The organism is Pseudomonas sp. BF-R-01, from assembly GCF_019946615.1.
GTDB lineage: Bacteria > Pseudomonadota > Gammaproteobacteria > Pseudomonadales > Pseudomonadaceae > Aquipseudomonas > Aquipseudomonas migulae.
Window position 1 is genome coordinate 19,590 of record NZ_JAGYFX010000042.1, and the last position, 18,978, is coordinate 38,567.

An 18,978-nucleotide genomic window follows, 5' to 3' on the forward strand; every position below is an offset into this window, starting at 1 on the left:
CTTACGCTTACGAGGCCGTTACGCCATGACCGATACTGAAGTAAAGGCGCCCAAGATCGAATTCCCCAACGTTGATTACCCGGTTAAGGTGATCAGCGATACCGGTGTTGGCAACAAAGACAGGATCATCGAGATCGTCAAGAAACACGCGACGATCAACCATGACCGTGTGGATGAACGCCAAAGCACCAACGGCAAATACACCACGATTCAATTGCACATCGTCGCCACCGACCAGGACCAGCTGTACAACATCAACAGCGAACTGCGGGCTACCGGCTTCGTGCACATGGTGCTGTGATGTCTGGCACGCTGGGCTTTCGCGAGCTCGGCCAGATGGCGTACGAGCCGGTCTGGCATGCCATGCAACGTTTCACCAACGAACGCGGCAGCGATGCCGCGGACGAAATCTGGCTGGTTGAGCACCCACCGGTGTTCACTCAGGGCCAGGCCGGCAAGGCCGAGCACTTGTTGCTGCCGGGGGATATTCCGGTGGTGCAGGTCGATCGCGGTGGTCAGGTGACTTATCACGGTCCCGGCCAGTTGGTCGCCTATCTGTTGCTCGATGTGCGCAAGCTGGGTTTTGGCGTGCGTGACCTGGTCACCCGCATGGAACTCTGCCTGATCGAGCTGCTGGCCAGCTACGGCGTGACGGCTGCGGCCAAGCCGGATGCACCGGGTGTCTACGTCGATGGGGCGAAAATCGCTTCCCTGGGTCTGCGGATCCGCCACGGTTGTTCCTTTCATGGCCTGGCCCTGAACGTGGACATGAACCTGGAACCGTTTCGACGGATTAATCCCTGCGGCTACGCCGGGCTGGCGATGACCCAGCTGAGCGATCACGCAGGATCGATTGAATTTGCCGAGGTAAGTGCCCGGCTGCGCGCGCAGCTCGTCAAACACCTCGACTATGCTGAGCAGACGACCCTAACGGGCGGAATCGACTGATATGACTACTGATGCAGTGCAAACCATGATCCCGACGCTGGATGTCACCGAGCGTCCGGCCCCGCGTGCCAAGGTTGAAGCCGGCGTCAAGCTGCGCGGCGCCGAGAAGGTTGCACGCATCCCGGTAAAGATCATTCCTACCACCGAACTGCCGAAGAAACCTGACTGGATCCGCGTGCGCATCCCGGTTTCCCCGGAAGTCGACCGCATCAAGGCGTTGCTGCGCAAGCACAAGCTGCACAGTGTGTGCGAAGAAGCGTCCTGCCCGAACCTGGGCGAGTGCTTCTCCGGCGGCACCGCGACCTTCATGATCATGGGCGACATCTGCACCCGTCGCTGCCCGTTCTGCGACGTTGGCCACGGCCGTCCGAAACCACTGGACGTGAATGAGCCGGAAAGCCTGGCCATTGCCATCGCCGACCTGAAACTGAAATACGTAGTGATCACTTCGGTTGACCGCGACGACCTGCGTGACGGCGGTGCCCAGCACTTTGCCGACTGCATCCGCGAAATCCGCAAGCTGTCGCCGAACGTGCAGCTCGAAACCCTGGTCCCGGATTACCGTGGGCGCATGGACGTGGCGCTGGAAATCACCGCCGCCGAGCCACCGGATGTGTTCAACCACAACCTGGAAACCGTGCCGCGCCTGTACAAGGCTGCGCGTCCGGGTTCGGACTACCAGTGGTCGCTGACCTTGCTGCAACGCTTCAAGCAGATGATGCCGCACATTCCGACCAAGTCCGGCCTGATGCTGGGTCTGGGCGAGACCGACGAAGAAGTCATCGAAGTCATGAAGCGCATGCGCGAGCACGACATCGACATGCTGACCCTCGGCCAGTACCTGCAACCGTCCCGCAGCCACTTGCCGGTGCAACGTTTCGTGCACCCGGACACCTTCGCCTGGTTCGCCGAGGAAGGTTACAAGATGGGCTTCAAGAACGTCGCTTCCGGTCCGTTGGTACGTTCCTCGTACCACGCCGACGAGCAGGCGAAGCTGGTTAAAGCTGAACTGATCTCGTCGTTGTAACAAAACGCCCGCAAGGCTTTTCAGCCTTGCGGGCATTTTTTTGCCGTGCTTACGGCAACTACAGTCTTTTCCTGCACGCTGTGGGGCGACTGTCCCTCTTCTGTTTATTCCCGTTCCTGACTACTGTGTGCAGAAGCTTTCGCGCAGGGAGATTCATGGATGACCGTTCGACCGACCCACACTCTTTTTCCCCATAAACCCGTTCCGGCCTTGCCCTCGCAAGGGCTGATCGGCGTCATTGCGCCCGCAGGCCCCGCTGCACTGGACACCGATAAGGCCATCAGCTGGATGCGCGCGCGCGGTTACGCGTTGCGGATTTTCCCCGGTGTGTATGAGCAGGACGGCTACCTGGCCGGCAGCGACGATGTGCGGCTCAATGACCTGCACGCCGCGTTCGCGGACAGCGAGGTCGATGCGATCATTTGCCTGCGCGGTGGTTACGGCACGCCGCGTTTGCTCGATCGCATTGATTTCGAACTATTGCAGAACAACGCCAAGCCGTTCATCGGCTACAGCGATATCACGGCGCTGCACCTGGCGATCAGCCGTTATGCCGGGTTCGTGACTTTTCATGGCCCGCTGCTCAACGCTGATTTGTTGGGGGACAAGCAAAAACCTACCGAGTCCTCGTTTTTCAACATGCTCAGGGGGCAGGTGAAGGCGGGCAGTGTGTTGACGCACCCGGTGGCTTACCCGTTGACCACAATCGAGCCTGGCATCGCTCACGGGCGCTTGCTGGGCGGTAATCTGTCGATGATTGCCGCGACCATGGGCACGCCTTATGAAATCGAGGCCGAGGGCGTCATCCTGCTTATCGAGGACATCAACGAGCCGTTGTATCGGATCGACCGGCTGCTGACTCATCTGCGTCTGGCCGGCACGCTGGGCAAGTTGCGCGGGGTTCTGGTGGGGGATGTGGCGGGGGTCGATTCGATTGCGCTGGAGCGGTTGCTCAAGCAGACCTTTGAACCGCTGCGGATTCCGGTTCTGGCCGGGTGGCGAAGCGGGCATTGCGATCCGAACCTGACGTTGCCGATGGGGGCATTGGTCCGGCTGGATGCGGGCAATAAGGAATTGGTGTTGGAGCAGGATGTTGTGATCAAACGGTAGATATTTGTCGTTTGATAGTCAGTCTTCGCGGGCAAGCCTCGCTCCTACAGGGAACATGTAACTCCTGTAGGAGCGAGCGGTGCGGCGATCCGACTTGCCCGCGAAGCTTTTAGCGGTTACGCAGCCCTTCAAGCAGCTTATGCGTCGGATACCCGTCCGCCGGCCAGCCAAACGACTGCTGGGCGCTGCGGATCGCTTTGCGGGTGTTGGCGCCGATGATGCCGTCGGCGGTGCCCGCTTCGTATTTCTGCGCGCTCAGCAGGTTTTGCAGCTCGATCCGTTCGGTACGGCTCAGCGGCAAATCATCCTTGGGCCAGGTGCCATTGATGAACCCCGCGCCGTTGAAGCGCTCGGACAACAAACTGACGGCCAGCGCATAGGACGACGAGTTGTTGTACTTGAGGATCGCACGGAAGTTGTCGAGCACCAGGAATGCCGGGCCACGATAGCCCGCCGGCAGCAGCAGGGCCGCGGACAGGTGTTCCGAGCCGGCCGGAACCTGGCCGCCGTTCGGCAGCGTGACGCCCAATTGCTGCCATTCGGCGACGCTCTTGCGGATCGAGCCATCGGCCAGCACGTAGTTGAAGCTGCCCGGCAGCTGCACTTCAAAGCCCCATGGCTGGCCTTTCTGCCAGCCAGAGCTTTGCAGGTAGTGCGCGGTCGACGCCAGGGCGTCGGCGGAGCTGCCCCAGATGTCGCGACGGCCGTCGCCATCAAAGTCCACGGCGTGGGTGTTGTAGGTGGTCGGGATGAACTGGGTCTGGCCCATGGCGCCGGCCCAGGAGCCGAGCATTTTCTCTGGCGCGATGTCGCCCTGTTGCAGGATCTGCAGGGCCGCGATCAATTGCGCGTGGGCGAAACCAGGGCGCCGGCCTTCGTAGGCCAGGGTCGCCAGGGAGTTGATCACCGACTTGCTGCCCTGAAACTGGCCGAAGTTACTTTCCATGCCCCACACCGCAACCAGTGCCTGACGATCGACGCCGTAGCGTTGTTCGATGCTTTGCAGGATGTCGGCGTACTGGCTGACCAGTGCCTGACCTTTGCGCACGCGCAGCGGCGACAGGGCACCATCGAGGTATTCCCACACCGGGCGGGAAAATTCCGGTTGGCTGCGGTCGGCACGGATCACGCTGGTGTCCAGGCTGACATTGGCGAAGGCGCGGTCGAACAGGTCGGCGCGGATGCCGGCGGCCAGCGCATCCTTGCGGAAACCCGCCTGCCATTCGGCGAAGGTCTGGGTCGGCTGGATGTCGAGATTTTCACCGGTCGGCACCACGGGCGGGATCACCGCTGGGGCTGTCGCGACGGGAAGGGTCTGAAGCGGTTGGGCGTCGGCGGCGGTCGGTTTTTCCGCGCAGGCGACAAGCAGAACGAGGCTGGAGGCAGCAATCAATTGGCGCAAATGCCAACGACGGGAAATACAAAGGGGCATGCACGGGTCCAGGGAATACGGATCAGGTGCAGACCTTAACATGTTGAGCGATGGCTTGCCTTTCAGGCCGCCAGAAAGTAAGAAGCCTCCCAGTTGTCAGACTGGAAGGCTTCGCGGCGGTAGCTGCCTTTGCCCTTGCCGGCTCGTTCCTGATGGCTGCGGAACAGTGGCTGGGCGATGATGGATTTGGCCTTGTTGGGGCCATGTTTAGATGGCTTTTTGCTCATGATCGGATCTCTCGATTGAGTGGGGTTTTGCGGGGGGAAATAATCTGCCGAAGTTGGGGTTCTGTCTAGACCCCACATTGCGTAGGACCTTTCGGACGCCATTCGCGGGCAAGCCTCGCTCCTACAGGGTCATCGATTGACTGTAGGAACGAGCGGTGCGGCGGTCCGACTTGCCCGCGAACGGCCGTTATGCGATTACTCTGCGGGCAACGACAATCTCTGCCCAGCCATCAACAACGACAACCGACTCAAACTCATCCACGGCGAACCCGCCGCCTGACCTTTGATCTGTGCGTCGATGCGCTGTGCTTCCAACAACAACTGTGCCCAGCGTTGCGCCGAGTAACGTTGCAAGGCTTTGCTCATCAGCGGTTTGCGTTTGTCCCAGACCGGCGGTCGGGCAGAGCTGAAGGCCTTGTCCAGCGGCACGCCCTGGCTGTATTGCAGCGAGAGGTTGGCCAGCAAGCGCAGTTCCCGGGCCAGCGCCCAGAGAATCACGGGCGGTTCGACGCCTTCACCGCGCAGCCCTTCGAGCATGCGCAGGGCGTGAGCGGCCTCGCCGTTGAGAATCGCATCGGTCAGGCCGAAGACATCGAAGCGCGCGCTGTCGGCCACTGCGGCTTGCACGGTTTCGACGGTAATCTGCCCGCCTTCGGCCATCAGCTTGAGCTTTTCGATCTCTTGCGCGGCCGCCAGCAAGTTGCCCTCGACTCGCGCGGCGATCAGTTCCACGGCGTCCTGGCTGGCGGACAGGCCGGCCTGGGACAAGCGCTGCCGGATCCAGCCCGGCAACTGGCTGGCGTCCACCGGCCAGATCTGCACGAACTGAGTGTGCTGACCTTCGACCAGCGCCTTGCCCCATTTGGTTTTCTGCGCGCTGCCGTCGAGCTTCGGCAGGCTGATCAGCAGCACGGTGTCTTCGGCGGGTCGCGAGCAGTATTCGATGAATGCGGCTGCGCCTTTGTCACCGGGTTTGCCGGACGGCAGACGCAGTTCCAGCAGGCGTTTTTCAGCGAACAACGACATGCTTGCGCCGGCTTGCAGCAGCGTTCCCCAGTCGAAACTGGCTTCGGCGGCGAACACCTGGCGTTCATCGAAGCCCTGTTGACGGGCGGCTGCGCGAATGGCGTCGGCGGCTTCCTGACACAGCAGCGGATCGTCGCCACTGATGATGTAGACCGGCGCGAGCGTACCTTGCAGGTGTTTGGCGAGTTGGGCGGGGGCGAGTTTCATAGGCGAGGGCAAACGGGGCGCCTGAGCGCCCCGTAAGTCTTATTGCTGCGGGATTTCGACAGGCGACTGACGCGGCGTTTCCGCTTCAGCCTTTTGCGCTGCTTCAAGTGCCGCGGCTTCAGCCTTGGCCCTGGCTTCGGCAGTCTCTTGCAACTGATCCAGCTGAGATGGCGTGAGCTGTTGCATGCGGATCATCATGCGTTGAACCATTTCACGACGCGTGTCCCTGCGGGCATCGGCGGCTTCCTGGTCGGAACCCACCAGGTTGTTGCCGTCGTGAATGAAGACTCGCTGCGTTTCAATCTTGTCGCTCACCAGCAGCAGGTCGTTCCGACCCAGGATGACGTAGTCGAGCACGGTATTCAGCTCATACTCGCCAGTACGGCCGGCGCCTGCGTAGCTGAGAATGCGCTGGGTTTCTTTTTCGTCGGCCAGCACCAGTTTGTAAGGTGCGCCGCTGTGGACATTGATGCCGCTGTTTTCCATCACCTGACGCATGAGCGTCACGGTTTCACCGTAGGAATTGCGCGCGCTCAGGTCGATTTCCTTGATCGCCATTTCATAGGTGCCGGTGCCGCGCAGCTGGAAACCGCAGGCGCTCAACAGGACCGCGAGGCCCATCACCAGCAAATTGCGTTTGATCATCTTGTTGCTCCCCTTGAAACCATGTGGGCCGATCATGCGGCCCGAAAGGTTTTACTCGGCGCCAGGCTCACCTGGCGCCTGATCCAATTAGCTGGCGACGATATTGACCAGTTTCCCGGGCACTACGATCACTTTACGAATAGTCAGGCCGTCGACAAAACGCAGCACGTTTTCGTTGATGCGGGCAGCGGCTTCGATCTCTTCACGAGTCGCGCTGGCCGGCATTTCGATCTGGCCGCGCAGCTTGCCGTTGACCTGGATAACCAGTGTCAGGCTGTCCTGCACCAGTGCGCTGTCGTCCAGCACTGGCCAACCGGCGTCGATCACCGGATCGGCGTGACCCAGGCGATGCCACAGCTCATGGCTGATGTGCGGGGTGATCGGAGCCAGCAACAGCGTCACGGTTTCCAGACCTTCGTGAACCAGCGCGCGATCCTGTTCGGTCGCTTGTGGGGCTTTTTCCAACACGTTCATCAGCGTCATCACCTGGGCGATGGCGGTGTTGAATTTGTGGTTCTGGCCAACGTCGTGGCTGGCCTGTTTGATGGCCTGGTGGATCGAACGGCGAATGACTTTCTGCTCGTCGTTCAGGCTGGCGATGTCCAGTTTGCCCGGCAGACCCTGAGTCACGTGGGCCTGAGCCAGACGCCAGACGCGCTTGAGGAAACGGTGCGAACCTTCTACTCCGGAGTCGGACCATTCCGCGCTCATGTCAGGCGGCGAGGCGAACATCATGAACAGGCGGCAGGTGTCTGCGCCGAACTGGTCAATCATCGACTGAGGGTCGACGCCGTTGTTCTTCGACTTGGCCATCTTCTCGGTGCCGCCGATTTCCACCGGCAGGCCGTCGGCGATCAACTTGGCGCTGATGACCTTGGCCTTGCTGTCGCGTTCGAGTTCGACGTCCGCCGGGTTGAACCAGGTGTAAGCACCATTGGCTTCGCGACGATAGTAAGTCTCGGCGATCACCATGCCCTGGGTCAGCAGGTTCTTGAACGGCTCGTTGGAGCTCACCAGGCCTTCGTCGCGCATCAGCTTGTGGAAGAAGCGCGCGTAGAGCAGGTGAAGAATTGCGTGTTCGATGCCGCCGATGTACTGATCAACCGGCAGCCAATGGTCGGCTGCGGATTTTTCCACCAGGCCGCCTTCATAGTGCGGCGAGGCGTAACGGGCGTAGTACCACGAGGACTCGACGAAGGTGTCCATGGTGTCGGTTTCACGCTTGGCCGGTGCGCCGCATTTCGGGCAAGTGCACTCGTAGAACTCGGGCATGCGGGCCAATGGCGAACCGGCGCCGTCCGGAACCACGTCTTCCGGCAGTACGACAGGCAGCTGGTCTTCCGGGACCGGCACGTCACCGCAGGTGCCGCAGTGGATGATCGGGATCGGGCAGCCCCAGTAACGCTGACGGCTGATGCCCCAGTCGCGCAGGCGGAACTGGGTACGCGATGCGCCGAGGTTTTTCTTGATCAGCGCGACTTCGATGGCGTCGAAAGCGCCTGCGAAGTCGAGGCCGTCAAATTCGCCGGAGTTGATCAGCGTGCCGTGTTCGCCGTAGGCGTCTTGCCACGGCGCCGGATTGGTGTCGCCTGAACTGGTGCGCACCACCGATTTGACCGGCAGGTTGTACTTGTGGGCGAACTCGAAATCACGCTCGTCATGCGCTGGAACCGCCATGACGGCGCCGTCGCCGTAGTGCATCAGCACATAGTTGGCGACCCACACTGGCAGTTTCTCGCCGGTCAGTGGGTGCTCGACGAACAGGCCGGTCGGCAGGCCTTTTTTCTCTTGGGTGGCGACGTCGGCTTCAGCGACGCTGCCGCCCTTGCATTCAGCGATGAACGCTTGCAGCTCGGGGTTGTTCTGTGCGGCCAGGGTGGCCAGGTGGTGTTCGGCGGCCACGGCGACGTAGGTCGCGCCCATCAGGGTGTCCGGACGGGTGGTGAAGACTTTCAGCGCGCCGGCTTCGCCGATGGAGTCGACGTTGTACGGGAACTGCACTTCCATGCCGCGGGACTTGCCGATCCAGTTGCGCTGCATGGTCTTGACCTGTTCAGGCCAGCCCGGCAGATCGTCGAGACTCTCCAGCAGTTCATCCGCGTACGCGGTGATCTTGAAGTAGTACATCGGGATTTCGCGTTTTTCGATCAGCGCGCCGGAGCGCCAGCCGCGACCGTCGATCACTTGCTCGTTGGCCAGGACGGTCTGATCGACCGGGTCCCAGTTCACGGTGCCGCTCTTTTTGTAGATCACGCCTTTTTCGAACAGGCGAGTGAACAGCCATTGTTCCCAGCGGTAGTAATCGGGCTTGCAGGTGGTCACTTCACGCGACCAGTCCACCGCCAGGCCCAGGCTGCGCAGCTGGGATTTCATGTAGGCGATGTTTTCGTAGGTCCACTTGGCGGGCGCTACGTTGTTCTTCATCGCGGCGTTTTCCGCCGGCATGCCGAAGGCGTCCCAACCCATGGGTTGCAGGACGTTCTTGCCTTGCATGCGCTGGTAGCGGGAGATCACGTCGCCGATGGTGTAGTTGCGCACATGCCCCATGTGTAGCTTGCCGCTGGGGTAAGGGAACATCGACAGGCAATAGAACGTCTCCTTGCCTGGCTGTTCACTGACTTCAAAGGACTTTTGCTCGTCCCAGAACGACTGGGCGGCGGCTTCGATTTCACGGGGCTGATATTGTTCGTGCATGGCTACTTTTGAACTGAATAGGGGTGGCCTAATCCTCTTCAATGCGACGCTGGACGGTGATCACGCCAAATCGGCGTTTCGGTGCCCAGACGAGCTGGAAGTGGAGTTACAGGAAGCGCCGTAGCATACATGACCGCACTCTACCGAGGGAAACCCTGATTACTGCCGCGCGTCTCGCAGAAATGGCTGCGAGGGCCGTTGGTCGCGGCGTTCAGCCGGTTTGTTCATGGAAGCTAAGCTCTAAATGGGGAGTGAGTCTTATCTTCAATGAGGTGAGGGATGGTTGAGTCACAGCAAAAAGTTACAAAACCGGAGTTGTACGAAAGACTGATCGATCGTCTGGGATTGGCCTTGGACGCGGCAAAAACCGCTGGCCGGTTGCGCGATGAACGTCCCCTGGAGCTGGAACTGCGTGGCCTGAGCCCCGCAGAGTTTGAACTGGTCAAGGCGTATCTGGATCGCAGTGAACGTGAAACACACGGATGCTTGTCAGAAGCAGTGAAGCAACTCGACGCACCACGTTCGGCCAAGATCATCTGGCTCAAGGACAAGGCACCCGGCAAAGACGCGGTAAAGGTCCGGTCTCTGCAATTCAAGTAAGGGCACTTGAACCCATGGCGTGTGGTTTTTTAAAGCATAGTCCTTTCGCATTTGTTGTCGCATTGCGTCAACCCACTTAGGCTTCGAGCATCTTCAGGAGATGCTCGATGCCTTTTCGTTACTTCGTTAAACACCTTCTCATGCCGCCCGGCATTTTGTTGCTGTTGTTGGTGCTTGCCTGGTGGTTTCGCCGCTCAAGACCGCGCCTTGCCGGTGTGTGCTTTGCGCTGGGGGCGGGCGGCTTCTGGCTGATGAGCCTGCCGGTGGCTGTGCAATGGGGCGCCAAAGCCCTGGAGCGCGAGCCGCCGCTGGCTCGCGAGGAGTGGGCAACCCTGGCTCAGCGCGCCGACGCGATCATCGTGCTCGGTGCGGGGCGCGAACGTGGCGACCTGGCCTGGGGTGCCGACCAGCCGACCGGTGTCGCGCTGGAGCGCGAACGCTATGCGGCGCGGCTGGCGAAGGCGTCGGGCTTGCCGATCCTGACCAGCGGCGGATTGCATTACGGGACACCACCGAGCGAAGCCAGGTTGATGGCCGATTCGTTGCGCGATGATTTCGGCGTGACCGTGCGCTGGCAGGAAGAGCGCAGCCGCACCACGTGGGAGAACGCTCAATTCAGTGCTGAGGTGTTGTTGCCGGAAGGGGTCAAGCGCGTGGTCGTTGTCACCCAGGCCTGGCACATGCCGCGAGCGGTCTGGAGTTTTCAGAAGGCGGGTTTTGAGGTGGTGGCGGCGCCGATGGGGTTTCTCGGGGTGGATAATGCCCGGCCGTTGGCGGGCTGGGTCCCGGAATTCAAGTCGGTGTGGCAAAGCGGGATGTTGTTGAATGAGGCGGCGGGGCAGGTGGGGTATCCGCTGTTTTACCGATAGCCCAAAACTTGCACATTCCCTATAGGAGCGAGCTTGCTCGCGATGAGTCTGAAAGCGGCGCTTGTTTGCGGCAAACACGCGTCATCGTTCACGTCCATCGCGAGCAAGCTCGCTCCTACAGAGATTCAGACGGTTTTCGCCATCCGGTTGGCCACTAGCGCCCAGCCGAACAACAACACGCACACGATGATCAGCGGCCACGAGCGCCATTCAAGATACGGCGTCAGGTTGTGCATTGGCACCACTTCGCCATACAGAATGCCGCGTTCGAACTGTGGGATCTGGACAGTGATCTGCCCAAACGGGTTGATCAGGCCGGTGACGCCGTTGTTGGTGGCGCGGATCATCCAGCGACCGGCCTCAAGTGCGCGCATCTGCGCCATCTGCAAGTGTTGCAGCGGGCCGATGGAAGTGCCGAACCAGGTGTCGTTGCTGATGGTCAGCAACAGATCGCTGCGAGCGGCAAGGCTGGCGGCGAATTCCGGATAAACCACCTCGTAGCAGATGAACGGCGCAATCTGATAACCCTTGGCTTGCAGCATCGCCTGATCGGCGGGGCCGCGGGCAAAGTCCGACATCGGCAAATCGAAGAAGGCGATCAGCCCGCGCAGCACTTCCTGCAACGGTACGTACTCACCGAACGGCACCAGTTTCTGCTTGAGGTACGTGCCATCGCCTTCACCCACTACGGTGATGCCGTTGTAGAAGCGCTTCTGGTGGTGGACTTCTTCACGGATCGGTACGCCGGTAATCAGCGCGCTCTTACGTTCTGCGGCGAAGTTTCCCATCATGTTCAGGTAGCCCTGGGCGGATTCCTTGAGCACCGGGACGGCGGTTTCCGGCCAGATCAGCAGGTCGACTGGCTTGGAGCTGAAGCTCATGTCGCGGTACAGCGCCAGTTGCGCATTGAGCTGCGCCGGGTCCCACTTCATGCTTTGTTCGATATTGCCTTGAATCGCCGCGACGCTCAGCGGCTCGCCGGCCGGGGTGGTCCAGGCATGGCCCTTGAGTGCGATGCCGGCGACCCAAGGGCCGAGCAACAGCAATACGCCAGCGGCGATGAAGGCTTTACGACCCGCTTTCACCAGGCGCAAGGCGTTGTAGATCAGTGCGGCGGTCAGGGCCAGGGTGAAGGAAATCAGCCACATCCCGCCCACGGGTGCGAGCCCGGCCAACGGGCCGTCGAGCTGGCTGTAACCGGAGTAGAGCCACGGGAAACCGGTCAGGAACCAGCCACGAAACGCTTCCTGGCCGACCCACAACGCCGCAAACGCCAGGGCATCGGCCAGCGGCGCCTCGTTGCGTCGCAGCCAGCGCGCCCAGATCCAGGCGGGCAGGGCGAAAAACCAGGCAATCGCTGCAGTGAAGAGCAGCATCAGGAACCCGGCCAGCAGCACGGAAGCGCCACCGAAGTTGTGAATGCTGTAGTAGATCCAGCTGGTGCCCGCGCCAAACAGGCCAAAACCGAAACACCAGCCACGGCCAAGGGCCTGACGTGGGTTCAGTTCGCGCAAACCGGCATAAAAGAACCCGACCGCCAGCAGTGCCAGCGGCCAGATATCGAACGGCGCCAGGGCCAGGGTGGTGAGTGCACCGGCCGCCACGGCCAGCAGGTTACCGGGCCAGCCGGGGCGGGTTACGCGGAGCATGTCAGTCCTTAACGGGCAATTGGAGTCAGGCGCAAAAGGTGGATTCGACGGCTGTCCGCATTGAGGATACGGAAGCGGTAAGGGCCGATTTCAGTGATTTCGTTGCGTTTTGGCAAGTGCCCGAACGCGCTCATCACCAGGCCGCCAACGGTGTCGAATTCGTCGTCGGAGAACTCGCTGTCGAAGAATTCGTTGAAGTTCTCGATCGGCGTCAGGGCCTTGACCAGGAAATCACCGCTGGGCAGCGGCTTGATGTAGCTGTCTTCCTCGACGTCATGCTCGTCCTCGATGTCGCCGACGATCTGTTCCAGCACGTCTTCAATGGTCACCAGACCTGCCACGCCGCCGTATTCGTCGATGACGATGGCCATGTGGTTGTGGTTGGCGCGGAACTCGCGCAGCAGCACGTTCAGGCGCTTGGACTCGGGCACGAAGGTGGCCGGGCGCAGCAGATCCTTGATGTTGAAGCTGTCACCGTTCTCCCTGAGGATCAACGGCAGCAAGTCCTTGGCCAGCAACACGCCCATCACGTCATCGTGGCTTTCGCCGATGACCGGGTAGCGGGAGTGGGCAGAGTCGACCACGGCGGGCAAAAACTCGCGGGGTGTCTGGGTCGCCTTGATGCTGATCATCTGCGAACGCGGGACCATGATGTCCCGTACTTGCAGGTCTGCAACCTGGATGGCGCCTTCGACGATGGCCAGCGCTTCGCTGTCCAGCAACTTGTTTTGATGTGCATCGCGCAGGAGCTCCAGCAGCTCCTGACGGTTCTTCGGCTCGTGGGCAAAAGCCTGGGTGAGCTTACCCAGCCATGACTTCTGCCCGTTGCTCGATCGATCTTCGCTCATAGCGATTACTCTGAATCCTTTGTTGTAACGATAGGGGATGTTTCTGTTTCGTCGTCCGCGTACGGGTCGGGGTAGCCCAACTCAGCAAGCAACGTTCGTTCCAGTGCTTCCATTTCTTCGGCTTCGTCGTCATCTATATGGTCGTAACCCAGCAGATGCAAGCAGCCGTGAATGACCAGATGTGCCCAGTGGGCCTTGGGTTCCTTGCCTTGTTCGGCGGCTTCGCGCTCGACCACCGCCACGCAGATCACCAGATCGCCCAGCAGCGGGATGTCGAGAAACTCGTCAGGCACATCGGCAGGAAACGACAGCACGTTGGTGGCGTAGTCCTTTTGCCGCCAGGTGTGATTCAGCTCGCGCCCCTCCGCTTCGTCGACCAGGCGAATGGTCATTTCGGAGTCGGCGGTGCGCTGGCGCAGGGCCAGTTCACACCATTGGCGGAACTCGGCTTCACTTGGCGCAGATGCTTCGGTGGCCAGTTGCAGATCAAGCTCAAGCATCGCGGCGGCTGTCCTTTGGTGTTTCGTCTACCCCGCGATTCTCGAAGCGCTCGTAGGCTTCGACGATCCGCTGCACCAGTGGATGGCGCACGACGTCCTTGGGCATGAAATGGGTGAAGCTGATGCCCGGTACGTCTTTCAGCACTTCGATCACATGGTGCAGCCCGGACTTGGTGCCTTTCGGCAGGTCGACCTGGGTGATGTCACCGGTGATGACCGCTGTGGAACCGAAGCCGATCCGGGTCAGGAACATCTTCATCTGCTCGACGGTGGTGTTCTGGCTTTCGTCGAGGATGATGAAGCTGTTGTTCAGCGTGCGACCGCGCATGTAGGCCAGCGGCGCGACTTCGATTACCTGGCGCTCGATCAGCTTGGCGACGTATTCGAAGCCGAGCATTTCGTAGAGTGCGTCGTAGAGCGGACGCAGGTACGGGTCGATTTTTTGCGACAGGTCGCCGGGCAGGAAGCCGAGTTTTTCGCCCGCTTCAACCGCTGGGCGCACCAGCAGGATGCGGCGGATCTGCTCGCGTTCCAATGCATCTACCGCGCAGGCAACGGCCAAGTAGGTCTTGCCGGTACCGGCCGGACCGATGCCGAAGTTGATGTCGTTGCCGAGGATTTCCTTCACGTAGCGCAGCTGATTCAAGCCGCGAGGGCGAATCATGCCTTTTTTGGTGCGCAGGGCCACGGAAGGTTCGGACGGCGAAACGTTGTCCAGCTCTTCGACGGCCGATTCCTGCAGGAACAGGTGAACCATGTCCGGCGACAGCTCGGTACCCTTGGTTTCCCGGTACAGGCGGCGCAGGAGGTTTTCCGCGGAGGTGGTGTGTTTGGGGTCGCCGATCAGCTCGAACTGATTTCCGCGGTTGCGGATTTCGATGGTCAGGCGTTGCTCGATCAAGCGCAGGTGCTCGTCGAACATCCCGCACAGATTGGCAAAGCGGCGAGCCTCAAAGGGCTCGAGGATAAAACGATGTGGTTCTATGGGTGCGTTCAAGGTCGTATTTAGCCGCCCTGGGGCAATTAAGATGAAATCAAGGATAACGCCAGTGGCCTGGGTGCGAAAGCTCTTAAATAATCCAGCGCCAAACACCGTCCCCTGTAGGAGCGAGGCTTGCCCGCGAAGAACGATAACGCGGTCCGTATGACAGATCTCGGTGCGGCCTTCGCGGGCAAGTCGGATCGCCGCACCGCTCGCTCCTACAGGTTTTGTGGTGTCATTGAATTAGAGAGCCGCGCAGCGAGTGCGGTTGTGCCGCATCGATGTGCACGTCGGCGAATTGGCCGATCAGGGTTGGATTGTCGCAGCGGAAGTTGACGATCCGGTTATTCTCGGTCCGGCCCTGCAGCTCGCCAGGGTCTTTTTTCGAGTAATCGGTCACCAGGATCCGCTGGACCGAACCGACCATTTGTCGGCTGATTTCGAAACCTTGCTGGTTCAGGCGATGTTGCAAGGCGTTCAGGCGTTCTTTTTTCAGTTCTTCCGGCGTTTCGTCGGCCAGATCGGCTGCCGGCGTGCCTGGGCGCTGGCTATAGACGAACGAATAGGAGAAGTCGAAACCGACGTCTTCGATCAGCTTCATGGTCTGTTCGAAGTCTTTTTCGGTTTCGCCCGGGAAGCCGACGATGAAGTCCGAGCTGATGCAGATCCCCGGAACGGCGGCGCGCAGCTTGCGCAGTTTGGATTTGTATTCCAGCGCCGTGTGGTTGCGCTTCATCGCCGACAGAATGCGGTCCGAACCCGATTGCACCGGCAGGTGCAGGTGTTTCACCAGCTCCGGTACCTCGGCGTGTGCCTGGATCAGGCTGTCGGAGAACTCCAGCGGGTGCGAAGTGGTGTAGCGGATGCGGTCGATGCCATCGACAGCGGCGACCACGCGGATCAGCTCGGCGAGGTCCGCCAGGCGACCATCGTGAGTGGTTCCGCGATAGCCGTTGACGTTCTGGCCCAGCAACGTCACTTCACGCACGCCGTTCTCGGCGAGATGGATGATCTCGGCAATCACGTCATCGAACGGGCGGCTGACTTCTTCGCCGCGGGTGTAGGGCACCACGCAGAATGTGCAGTACTTGCTGCAACCTTCCATCACCGACACATAAGCGCTCGGGCCATCGATGCGTGGCTCGGGCAGGTGGTCGAATTTTTCGATTTCCGGGAACGAGACGTCGACTTGCGGCAGCTTGGTAGCGCGGGCGGCGTCGATCATTTCCGGCAGACGGTGCAGGGTTTGCGGGCCGAACACCACGTCGACGTACGGTGCGCGATCGCGGATGGCGGCGCCTTCCTGGCTGGCGACGCAACCGCCGACGGCGATCACCATCTCCGGGTTGGCCAGTTTCAGTTCACGCCAGCGGCCGAGCTGGGAATACACCCGGTCCTGGGCGCGTTCGCGGATCGAGCAGGTGTTGAGCAGGATCACGTCGGCGTCTTCAGCGCGAGCGGTGACTTCCAGGGCCTGATGTTCACCCAGCAGATCAACCATGCGCGAGCTGTCGTACTCGTTCATCTGGCAACCGTGGGTTTCGATGTAAAGCTTCTTGGCCATGGATACAGTCATCACGTGATTCAAAGAACCGCGCATTATAGGGAACATGTCCCAAGGTTCCTACCGTTGCGCGTCCGGTGGCTATGCTATAGTTCGCGCCCTCATTTTTATCCCCCGATGTGTTGCTCGCCCACCATGACCAAACGTGAAGCTCCAATCTACAAGGTGATTTTCCTCAATCAGGGCCAGGTGTACGAAATGTACGCCAAGCAGATCTATCAAAGTGATCTGTGGGGCTTCCTGGAAGTGGAAGAGTTCGTCTTTGGCGAGCGCACGCAAGTGGTCGTCGACCCGAGCGAAGAGAAGCTCAAGGCTCAGTTCGAGGGCGTGGTGCGCAGTTTTGTGCCGATGCATTCGATCGTGCGCATCGACGAAGTCGAGCGTCTGGGCACCCCGAAAATCAGCGAAGCCCGTGGCGCGGTCGGCAATGTGATGCCGTTTCCGATGCCGATGCCTGAGAAGTAAGGCTCAAGACCGGGTCGCGCCCTTCGCGGGCAAGCCTCGCTCCTACAGGTTATGTGTGCACATAAGACCTGTAGGAGCGAGGCTTGCCCGCGAAGGGGCCAGAAAGATCGAGGCAGAAATCAGGGAAGAGGCGAAAACGGCGTACGCCCATCGGCGCTTTGCAATTCCATCAGGTACTTGCGGAAGATCTGCCCAAGCACCTGAGTCGCCACTTCAAGCTCTTCACGCGGCATCTTCTCGGCGACTTCATCCGCCGTATCCAGCGCTTCTTCCGCACCATTGACCGCCGCCATTTTCAGCACGATGTATGCCTGAACGTTATTGGCCGGTACACCTTCGCCGTGGAAGAACATGGTGCCGAGTTTGAATTGCGCCTGGGCATGGCCTTGCAGCGAGGCCTTTTCGAAGTAATCCAGGGCTTTTTTCAGATCGCGCGGGGTGTTTTTGCCGTCGTAGTAGAACTCACCCAACTCGTATTGCGCTTGCGCATCCCCTTCATCCGACGCTTTCTGACAGGCGGCGAGCGCCTGTGCCAGGTCTTGCGGCTGGGTATTGAGGGTGCAGCGACCCATCGCTGGGATTAACAACGAGTTGCCGCCTGCTTGTGCGAGCGCGAGCAGGGGCTGAAGGAGCAACAGGCAGCCCATTGCAAGGGCGCGGCCGGTGCGGTTCATGGGAATCGACTTACCTCTGAAGGGCGCGCGGACCCAACGAGGGGATCCAATAAGCGCGCATTATGAAATAAGCAGGGCCAACCTTACAAAGTCTTTACTCGTTTTTCTGCTGCACGGGGAATATATCGCCCACTTTACGGGGGATTATTGGCAGGTGAGTAGGAAAAGAGGCGGGAATGTAGGTGAAAGCTGACGCTGGCAATCGCCAACGTCAGCGGTACAACGTTATTTCAATGCAGCGAAGGCGCGCTCGGCGGCATCCAGGGTCAGTTTCAACTCGGCTTCGCCATGGGCGATCGAGGTGAAGCCGGCTTCGAATGCACTTGGCGCCAGGTACACGCCACCTTCGAGCATCAGGTGGAAGAAGCGGCCGAACAGCTTCGCGTCGCTGGCCATCACGTCATCGAAGGTGACGATGTCGTCGGCGCCGCTGAAGTACAAGCCGAACATGCCACCGGCCTGGGTGGTCACGAACGGAATGCCGGCAGCGTCGGCGCGCTGTTGCAGGCCATCGAGCAGGCGGCTGGTGTAGTCGCTCAGTTCGGCGTGGAAGCCTGGGCGGCTGATCAGGCGCAAGGTCGTCAGGCCGGCCGCCATTGCCAGCGGGTTACCCGACAAGGTGCCAGCCTGGTACACCGGGCCCAGTGGCGCGATGTGCGACATGATTGCGCGTTTGCCGCCGAAGCAGCCAACCGGCATGCCACCACCGATGATCTTGCCGAATGTGGTCAGGTCCGGCGTAACGCCGTAATGCGCTTGAGCACCGCCGAGGGCAACGCGGAAACCGGTCATCACTTCGTCGAAAATCAGCACCACGCCGTGCTTGTCGCACAGGGTCCGCAGGCCTTCGAGGAAGCCCGGTGCCGGCGGTACGCAGTTCATGTTGCCGGCCACCGGCTCGACGATGATGCAGGCCACGTCCTGGCCCACTTCAGCGAGCATGGTTGCCACGGCGTCGATGTCGTTGAACGGCAGGGTCAGGGTGTGTTTGGCGAAGGCCGCCGGTACACCGGCCGAGCTCGGCACACCTTGGGTCAGGGCGCCGGAACCTGCTTTAACCAGCAGGCTGTCGGAGTGGCCGTGGTAGCAGCCTTCGAACTTGATGATGCTGTCGCGACCGGTGAAACCACGGGCCAGGCGAATCGCGCTCATGGTCGCTTCGGTGCCGGAGCTGACCATGCGCACCATTTCCATCGATGGGACGATCGAGCAGACCAGGTCCGCCATCTCGGTTTCCATCTCGGTCGGGGCGCCATAGGACAAGCCGTGTTCCAGCTGCTTGCGCACCGCGTCCAGCACGTCCGGGTGGCTGTGGCCGAGGATCATCGGCCCCCAGGAACCAACGTAATCCACATAACGCTTGTCGTCTTCGTCGGTGACGTAGGCGCCTTCAGCGTGTTTGAAAAACAGGGGGGTGCCGCCAACGCTCTTGAACGCGCGAACAGGTGAATTCACGCCACCGGGAATGTGTTTCTGGGCATTGGCAAACAGCGTTTCGGAACGAGACATGA

19 protein-coding genes are annotated in these 18,978 nt (G+C 60.6%); 7 read left to right on the top strand and 12 right to left on the bottom strand.

All coding sequences use genetic code 11. The features are described from left to right. The first annotated feature begins 25 nt into the window (after positions 1–25). From KGB27_RS16925 to KGB27_RS16940, 4 genes are all read left to right on the top strand, one after another. Complete coding sequence (locus KGB27_RS16925) at positions 26–301, top strand: DUF493 domain-containing protein (RefSeq protein WP_008022933.1); 276 nt, start codon at positions 26–28, stop codon at positions 299–301. Beyond that, positions 301–948 carry a lipoyl(octanoyl) transferase LipB gene (gene lipB / locus KGB27_RS16930; RefSeq protein ID WP_008044547.1) on the top strand — a complete coding sequence of 216 codons (648 nt, stop codon included), beginning with the start codon at positions 301–303 and terminating at the stop codon, positions 946–948. The genes KGB27_RS16925 and lipB overlap by 1 nt, the downstream gene beginning before the upstream one ends. 1 nt (position 949) lies before the next feature. Beyond that, a complete protein-coding gene (lipA, locus tag KGB27_RS16935) occupies positions 950–1,975 on the top strand; it encodes a lipoyl synthase (RefSeq protein WP_008035102.1) in 1,026 nt (341 codons plus the stop codon). Between the two features lie 159 nt (positions 1,976–2,134). Continuing rightward, positions 2,135–3,085 (top strand): LD-carboxypeptidase, encoded by a 951-nt coding sequence (locus KGB27_RS16940; RefSeq protein ID WP_223555408.1) that lies wholly within the window; start codon positions 2,135–2,137, stop codon positions 3,083–3,085. Positions 3,086–3,194: 109 nt separating this feature from the next. Here KGB27_RS16940 and KGB27_RS16945 read toward each other — a convergent pair whose 3' ends face one another. From KGB27_RS16945 to leuS, 5 genes are all read right to left on the bottom strand, one after another. Beyond that, complete coding sequence (locus KGB27_RS16945) at positions 3,195–4,517, bottom strand: lytic murein transglycosylase (RefSeq protein ID WP_192228051.1); 1,323 nt, start codon at positions 4,515–4,517, stop codon at positions 3,195–3,197. Between the two features lie 62 nt (positions 4,518–4,579). Further along, positions 4,580–4,744, bottom strand: coding sequence for an alternative ribosome rescue factor ArfA (gene arfA / locus KGB27_RS16950; protein WP_223555410.1), 165 nt, complete (start codon positions 4,742–4,744; stop codon positions 4,580–4,582). 195 nt (positions 4,745–4,939) lie between these two features. After that, the gene (holA, locus tag KGB27_RS16955; protein WP_223555413.1) at positions 4,940–5,977 is read right to left on the bottom strand and encodes a DNA polymerase III subunit delta; all 1,038 of its coding nucleotides are present in this window, start codon (positions 5,975–5,977) and stop codon (positions 4,940–4,942) included. A 39-nt stretch (positions 5,978–6,016) separates the two neighbouring features. Continuing rightward, on the bottom strand, positions 6,017–6,622 hold the full coding sequence (lptE, locus tag KGB27_RS16960; RefSeq protein WP_008044550.1) for an LPS assembly lipoprotein LptE: 606 nt from the start codon (positions 6,620–6,622) through the stop codon (positions 6,017–6,019). A gap of 87 nt (positions 6,623–6,709) precedes the next feature. Continuing rightward, complete coding sequence (gene leuS / locus KGB27_RS16965) at positions 6,710–9,316, bottom strand: leucine--tRNA ligase (protein WP_008044551.1); 2,607 nt, start codon at positions 9,314–9,316, stop codon at positions 6,710–6,712. A 279-nt stretch (positions 9,317–9,595) separates the two neighbouring features. On the opposite strand from leuS, the gene KGB27_RS16970 reads away from it, so the two are divergent. Beyond that, the gene (locus KGB27_RS16970; RefSeq protein WP_008044553.1) at positions 9,596–9,916 is read left to right on the top strand and encodes a hypothetical protein; all 321 of its coding nucleotides are present in this window, start codon (positions 9,596–9,598) and stop codon (positions 9,914–9,916) included. A gap of 107 nt (positions 9,917–10,023) precedes the next feature. Next, entirely contained in the window at positions 10,024–10,785 is a 762-nt protein-coding gene (locus KGB27_RS16975) for a YdcF family protein (RefSeq protein ID WP_008044554.1), read from the top strand. A 125-nt stretch (positions 10,786–10,910) separates the two neighbouring features. On the opposite strand, the gene lnt is transcribed toward KGB27_RS16975, so the two are convergent. The 5 genes from lnt to miaB form a co-directional block, all read right to left on the bottom strand. Further along, entirely contained in the window at positions 10,911–12,434 is a 1,524-nt protein-coding gene (gene lnt / locus KGB27_RS16980; RefSeq protein ID WP_008044556.1) for an apolipoprotein N-acyltransferase, read from the bottom strand. A gap of 8 nt (positions 12,435–12,442) precedes the next feature. After that, on the bottom strand, positions 12,443–13,282 hold the full coding sequence (locus tag KGB27_RS16985) for an HlyC/CorC family transporter (RefSeq protein WP_008035118.1): 840 nt from the start codon (positions 13,280–13,282) through the stop codon (positions 12,443–12,445). 5 nt (positions 13,283–13,287) lie between these two features. Further along, positions 13,288–13,782: an rRNA maturation RNase YbeY gene (gene ybeY, locus KGB27_RS16990; protein WP_008035119.1), complete on the bottom strand. Its 495-nt coding sequence runs from the start codon at positions 13,780–13,782 to the stop codon at positions 13,288–13,290. Then, the gene (locus tag KGB27_RS16995) at positions 13,775–14,779 is read right to left on the bottom strand and encodes a PhoH family protein (RefSeq protein WP_207285484.1); all 1,005 of its coding nucleotides are present in this window, start codon (positions 14,777–14,779) and stop codon (positions 13,775–13,777) included. The genes ybeY and KGB27_RS16995 overlap by 8 nt, the downstream gene beginning before the upstream one ends. A gap of 220 nt (positions 14,780–14,999) precedes the next feature. Further along, the gene (miaB, locus tag KGB27_RS17000; RefSeq protein WP_032832882.1) at positions 15,000–16,328 is read right to left on the bottom strand and encodes a tRNA (N6-isopentenyl adenosine(37)-C2)-methylthiotransferase MiaB; all 1,329 of its coding nucleotides are present in this window, start codon (positions 16,326–16,328) and stop codon (positions 15,000–15,002) included. A 135-nt stretch (positions 16,329–16,463) separates the two neighbouring features. On the opposite strand from miaB, the gene KGB27_RS17005 reads away from it, so the two are divergent. Next, positions 16,464–16,793, top strand: a complete 330-nt coding sequence (locus KGB27_RS17005; protein ID WP_007894425.1) for a DUF1820 family protein — start codon at positions 16,464–16,466, stop codon at positions 16,791–16,793. Positions 16,794–16,912: 119 nt separating this feature from the next. Here the strand turns inward: KGB27_RS17005 and KGB27_RS17010 are convergent, their stop codons facing one another. Then, positions 16,913–17,467 (bottom strand): tetratricopeptide repeat protein, encoded by a 555-nt coding sequence (locus KGB27_RS17010; RefSeq protein WP_008035122.1) that lies wholly within the window; start codon positions 17,465–17,467, stop codon positions 16,913–16,915. 225 nt (positions 17,468–17,692) lie between these two features. Beyond that, positions 17,693–18,976, bottom strand: coding sequence for a glutamate-1-semialdehyde 2,1-aminomutase (gene hemL, locus KGB27_RS17015; RefSeq protein WP_223555416.1), 1,284 nt, complete (start codon positions 18,974–18,976; stop codon positions 17,693–17,695). Positions 18,977–18,978: the final 2 nt, after the last annotated feature.

Coding starts and splice junctions, on each gene's coding strand:
- KGB27_RS16925 (WP_008022933.1), top strand. CDS start 26: ATGACCGATACTGAAGTAAAGGCGCCCAAGATCGAATTCCCCAACGTT.
- lipB (WP_008044547.1), top strand. CDS start 301: ATGTCTGGCACGCTGGGCTTTCGCGAGCTCGGCCAGATGGCGTACGAG.
- lipA (WP_008035102.1), top strand. CDS start 950: ATGACTACTGATGCAGTGCAAACCATGATCCCGACGCTGGATGTCACC.
- KGB27_RS16940 (WP_223555408.1), top strand. CDS start 2,135: ATGACCGTTCGACCGACCCACACTCTTTTTCCCCATAAACCCGTTCCG.
- KGB27_RS16945 (WP_192228051.1), bottom strand. CDS start 4,517: ATGCCCCTTTGTATTTCCCGTCGTTGGCATTTGCGCCAATTGATTGCT.
- arfA (WP_223555410.1), bottom strand. CDS start 4,744: ATGAGCAAAAAGCCATCTAAACATGGCCCCAACAAGGCCAAATCCATC.
- holA (WP_223555413.1), bottom strand. CDS start 5,977: ATGAAACTCGCCCCCGCCCAACTCGCCAAACACCTGCAAGGTACGCTC.
- lptE (WP_008044550.1), bottom strand. CDS start 6,622: ATGATCAAACGCAATTTGCTGGTGATGGGCCTCGCGGTCCTGTTGAGC.
- leuS (WP_008044551.1), bottom strand. CDS start 9,316: ATGCACGAACAATATCAGCCCCGTGAAATCGAAGCCGCCGCCCAGTCG.
- KGB27_RS16970 (WP_008044553.1), top strand. CDS start 9,596: ATGGTTGAGTCACAGCAAAAAGTTACAAAACCGGAGTTGTACGAAAGA.
- KGB27_RS16975 (WP_008044554.1), top strand. CDS start 10,024: ATGCCTTTTCGTTACTTCGTTAAACACCTTCTCATGCCGCCCGGCATT.
- lnt (WP_008044556.1), bottom strand. CDS start 12,434: ATGCTCCGCGTAACCCGCCCCGGCTGGCCCGGTAACCTGCTGGCCGTG.
- KGB27_RS16985 (WP_008035118.1), bottom strand. CDS start 13,282: ATGAGCGAAGATCGATCGAGCAACGGGCAGAAGTCATGGCTGGGTAAG.
- ybeY (WP_008035119.1), bottom strand. CDS start 13,782: ATGCTTGAGCTTGATCTGCAACTGGCCACCGAAGCATCTGCGCCAAGT.
- miaB (WP_032832882.1), bottom strand. CDS start 16,328: ATGGCCAAGAAGCTTTACATCGAAACCCACGGTTGCCAGATGAACGAG.
- KGB27_RS17005 (WP_007894425.1), top strand. CDS start 16,464: ATGACCAAACGTGAAGCTCCAATCTACAAGGTGATTTTCCTCAATCAG.
- KGB27_RS17010 (WP_008035122.1), bottom strand. CDS start 17,467: ATGAACCGCACCGGCCGCGCCCTTGCAATGGGCTGCCTGTTGCTCCTT.
- hemL (WP_223555416.1), bottom strand. CDS start 18,976: ATGTCTCGTTCCGAAACGCTGTTTGCCAATGCCCAGAAACACATTCCC.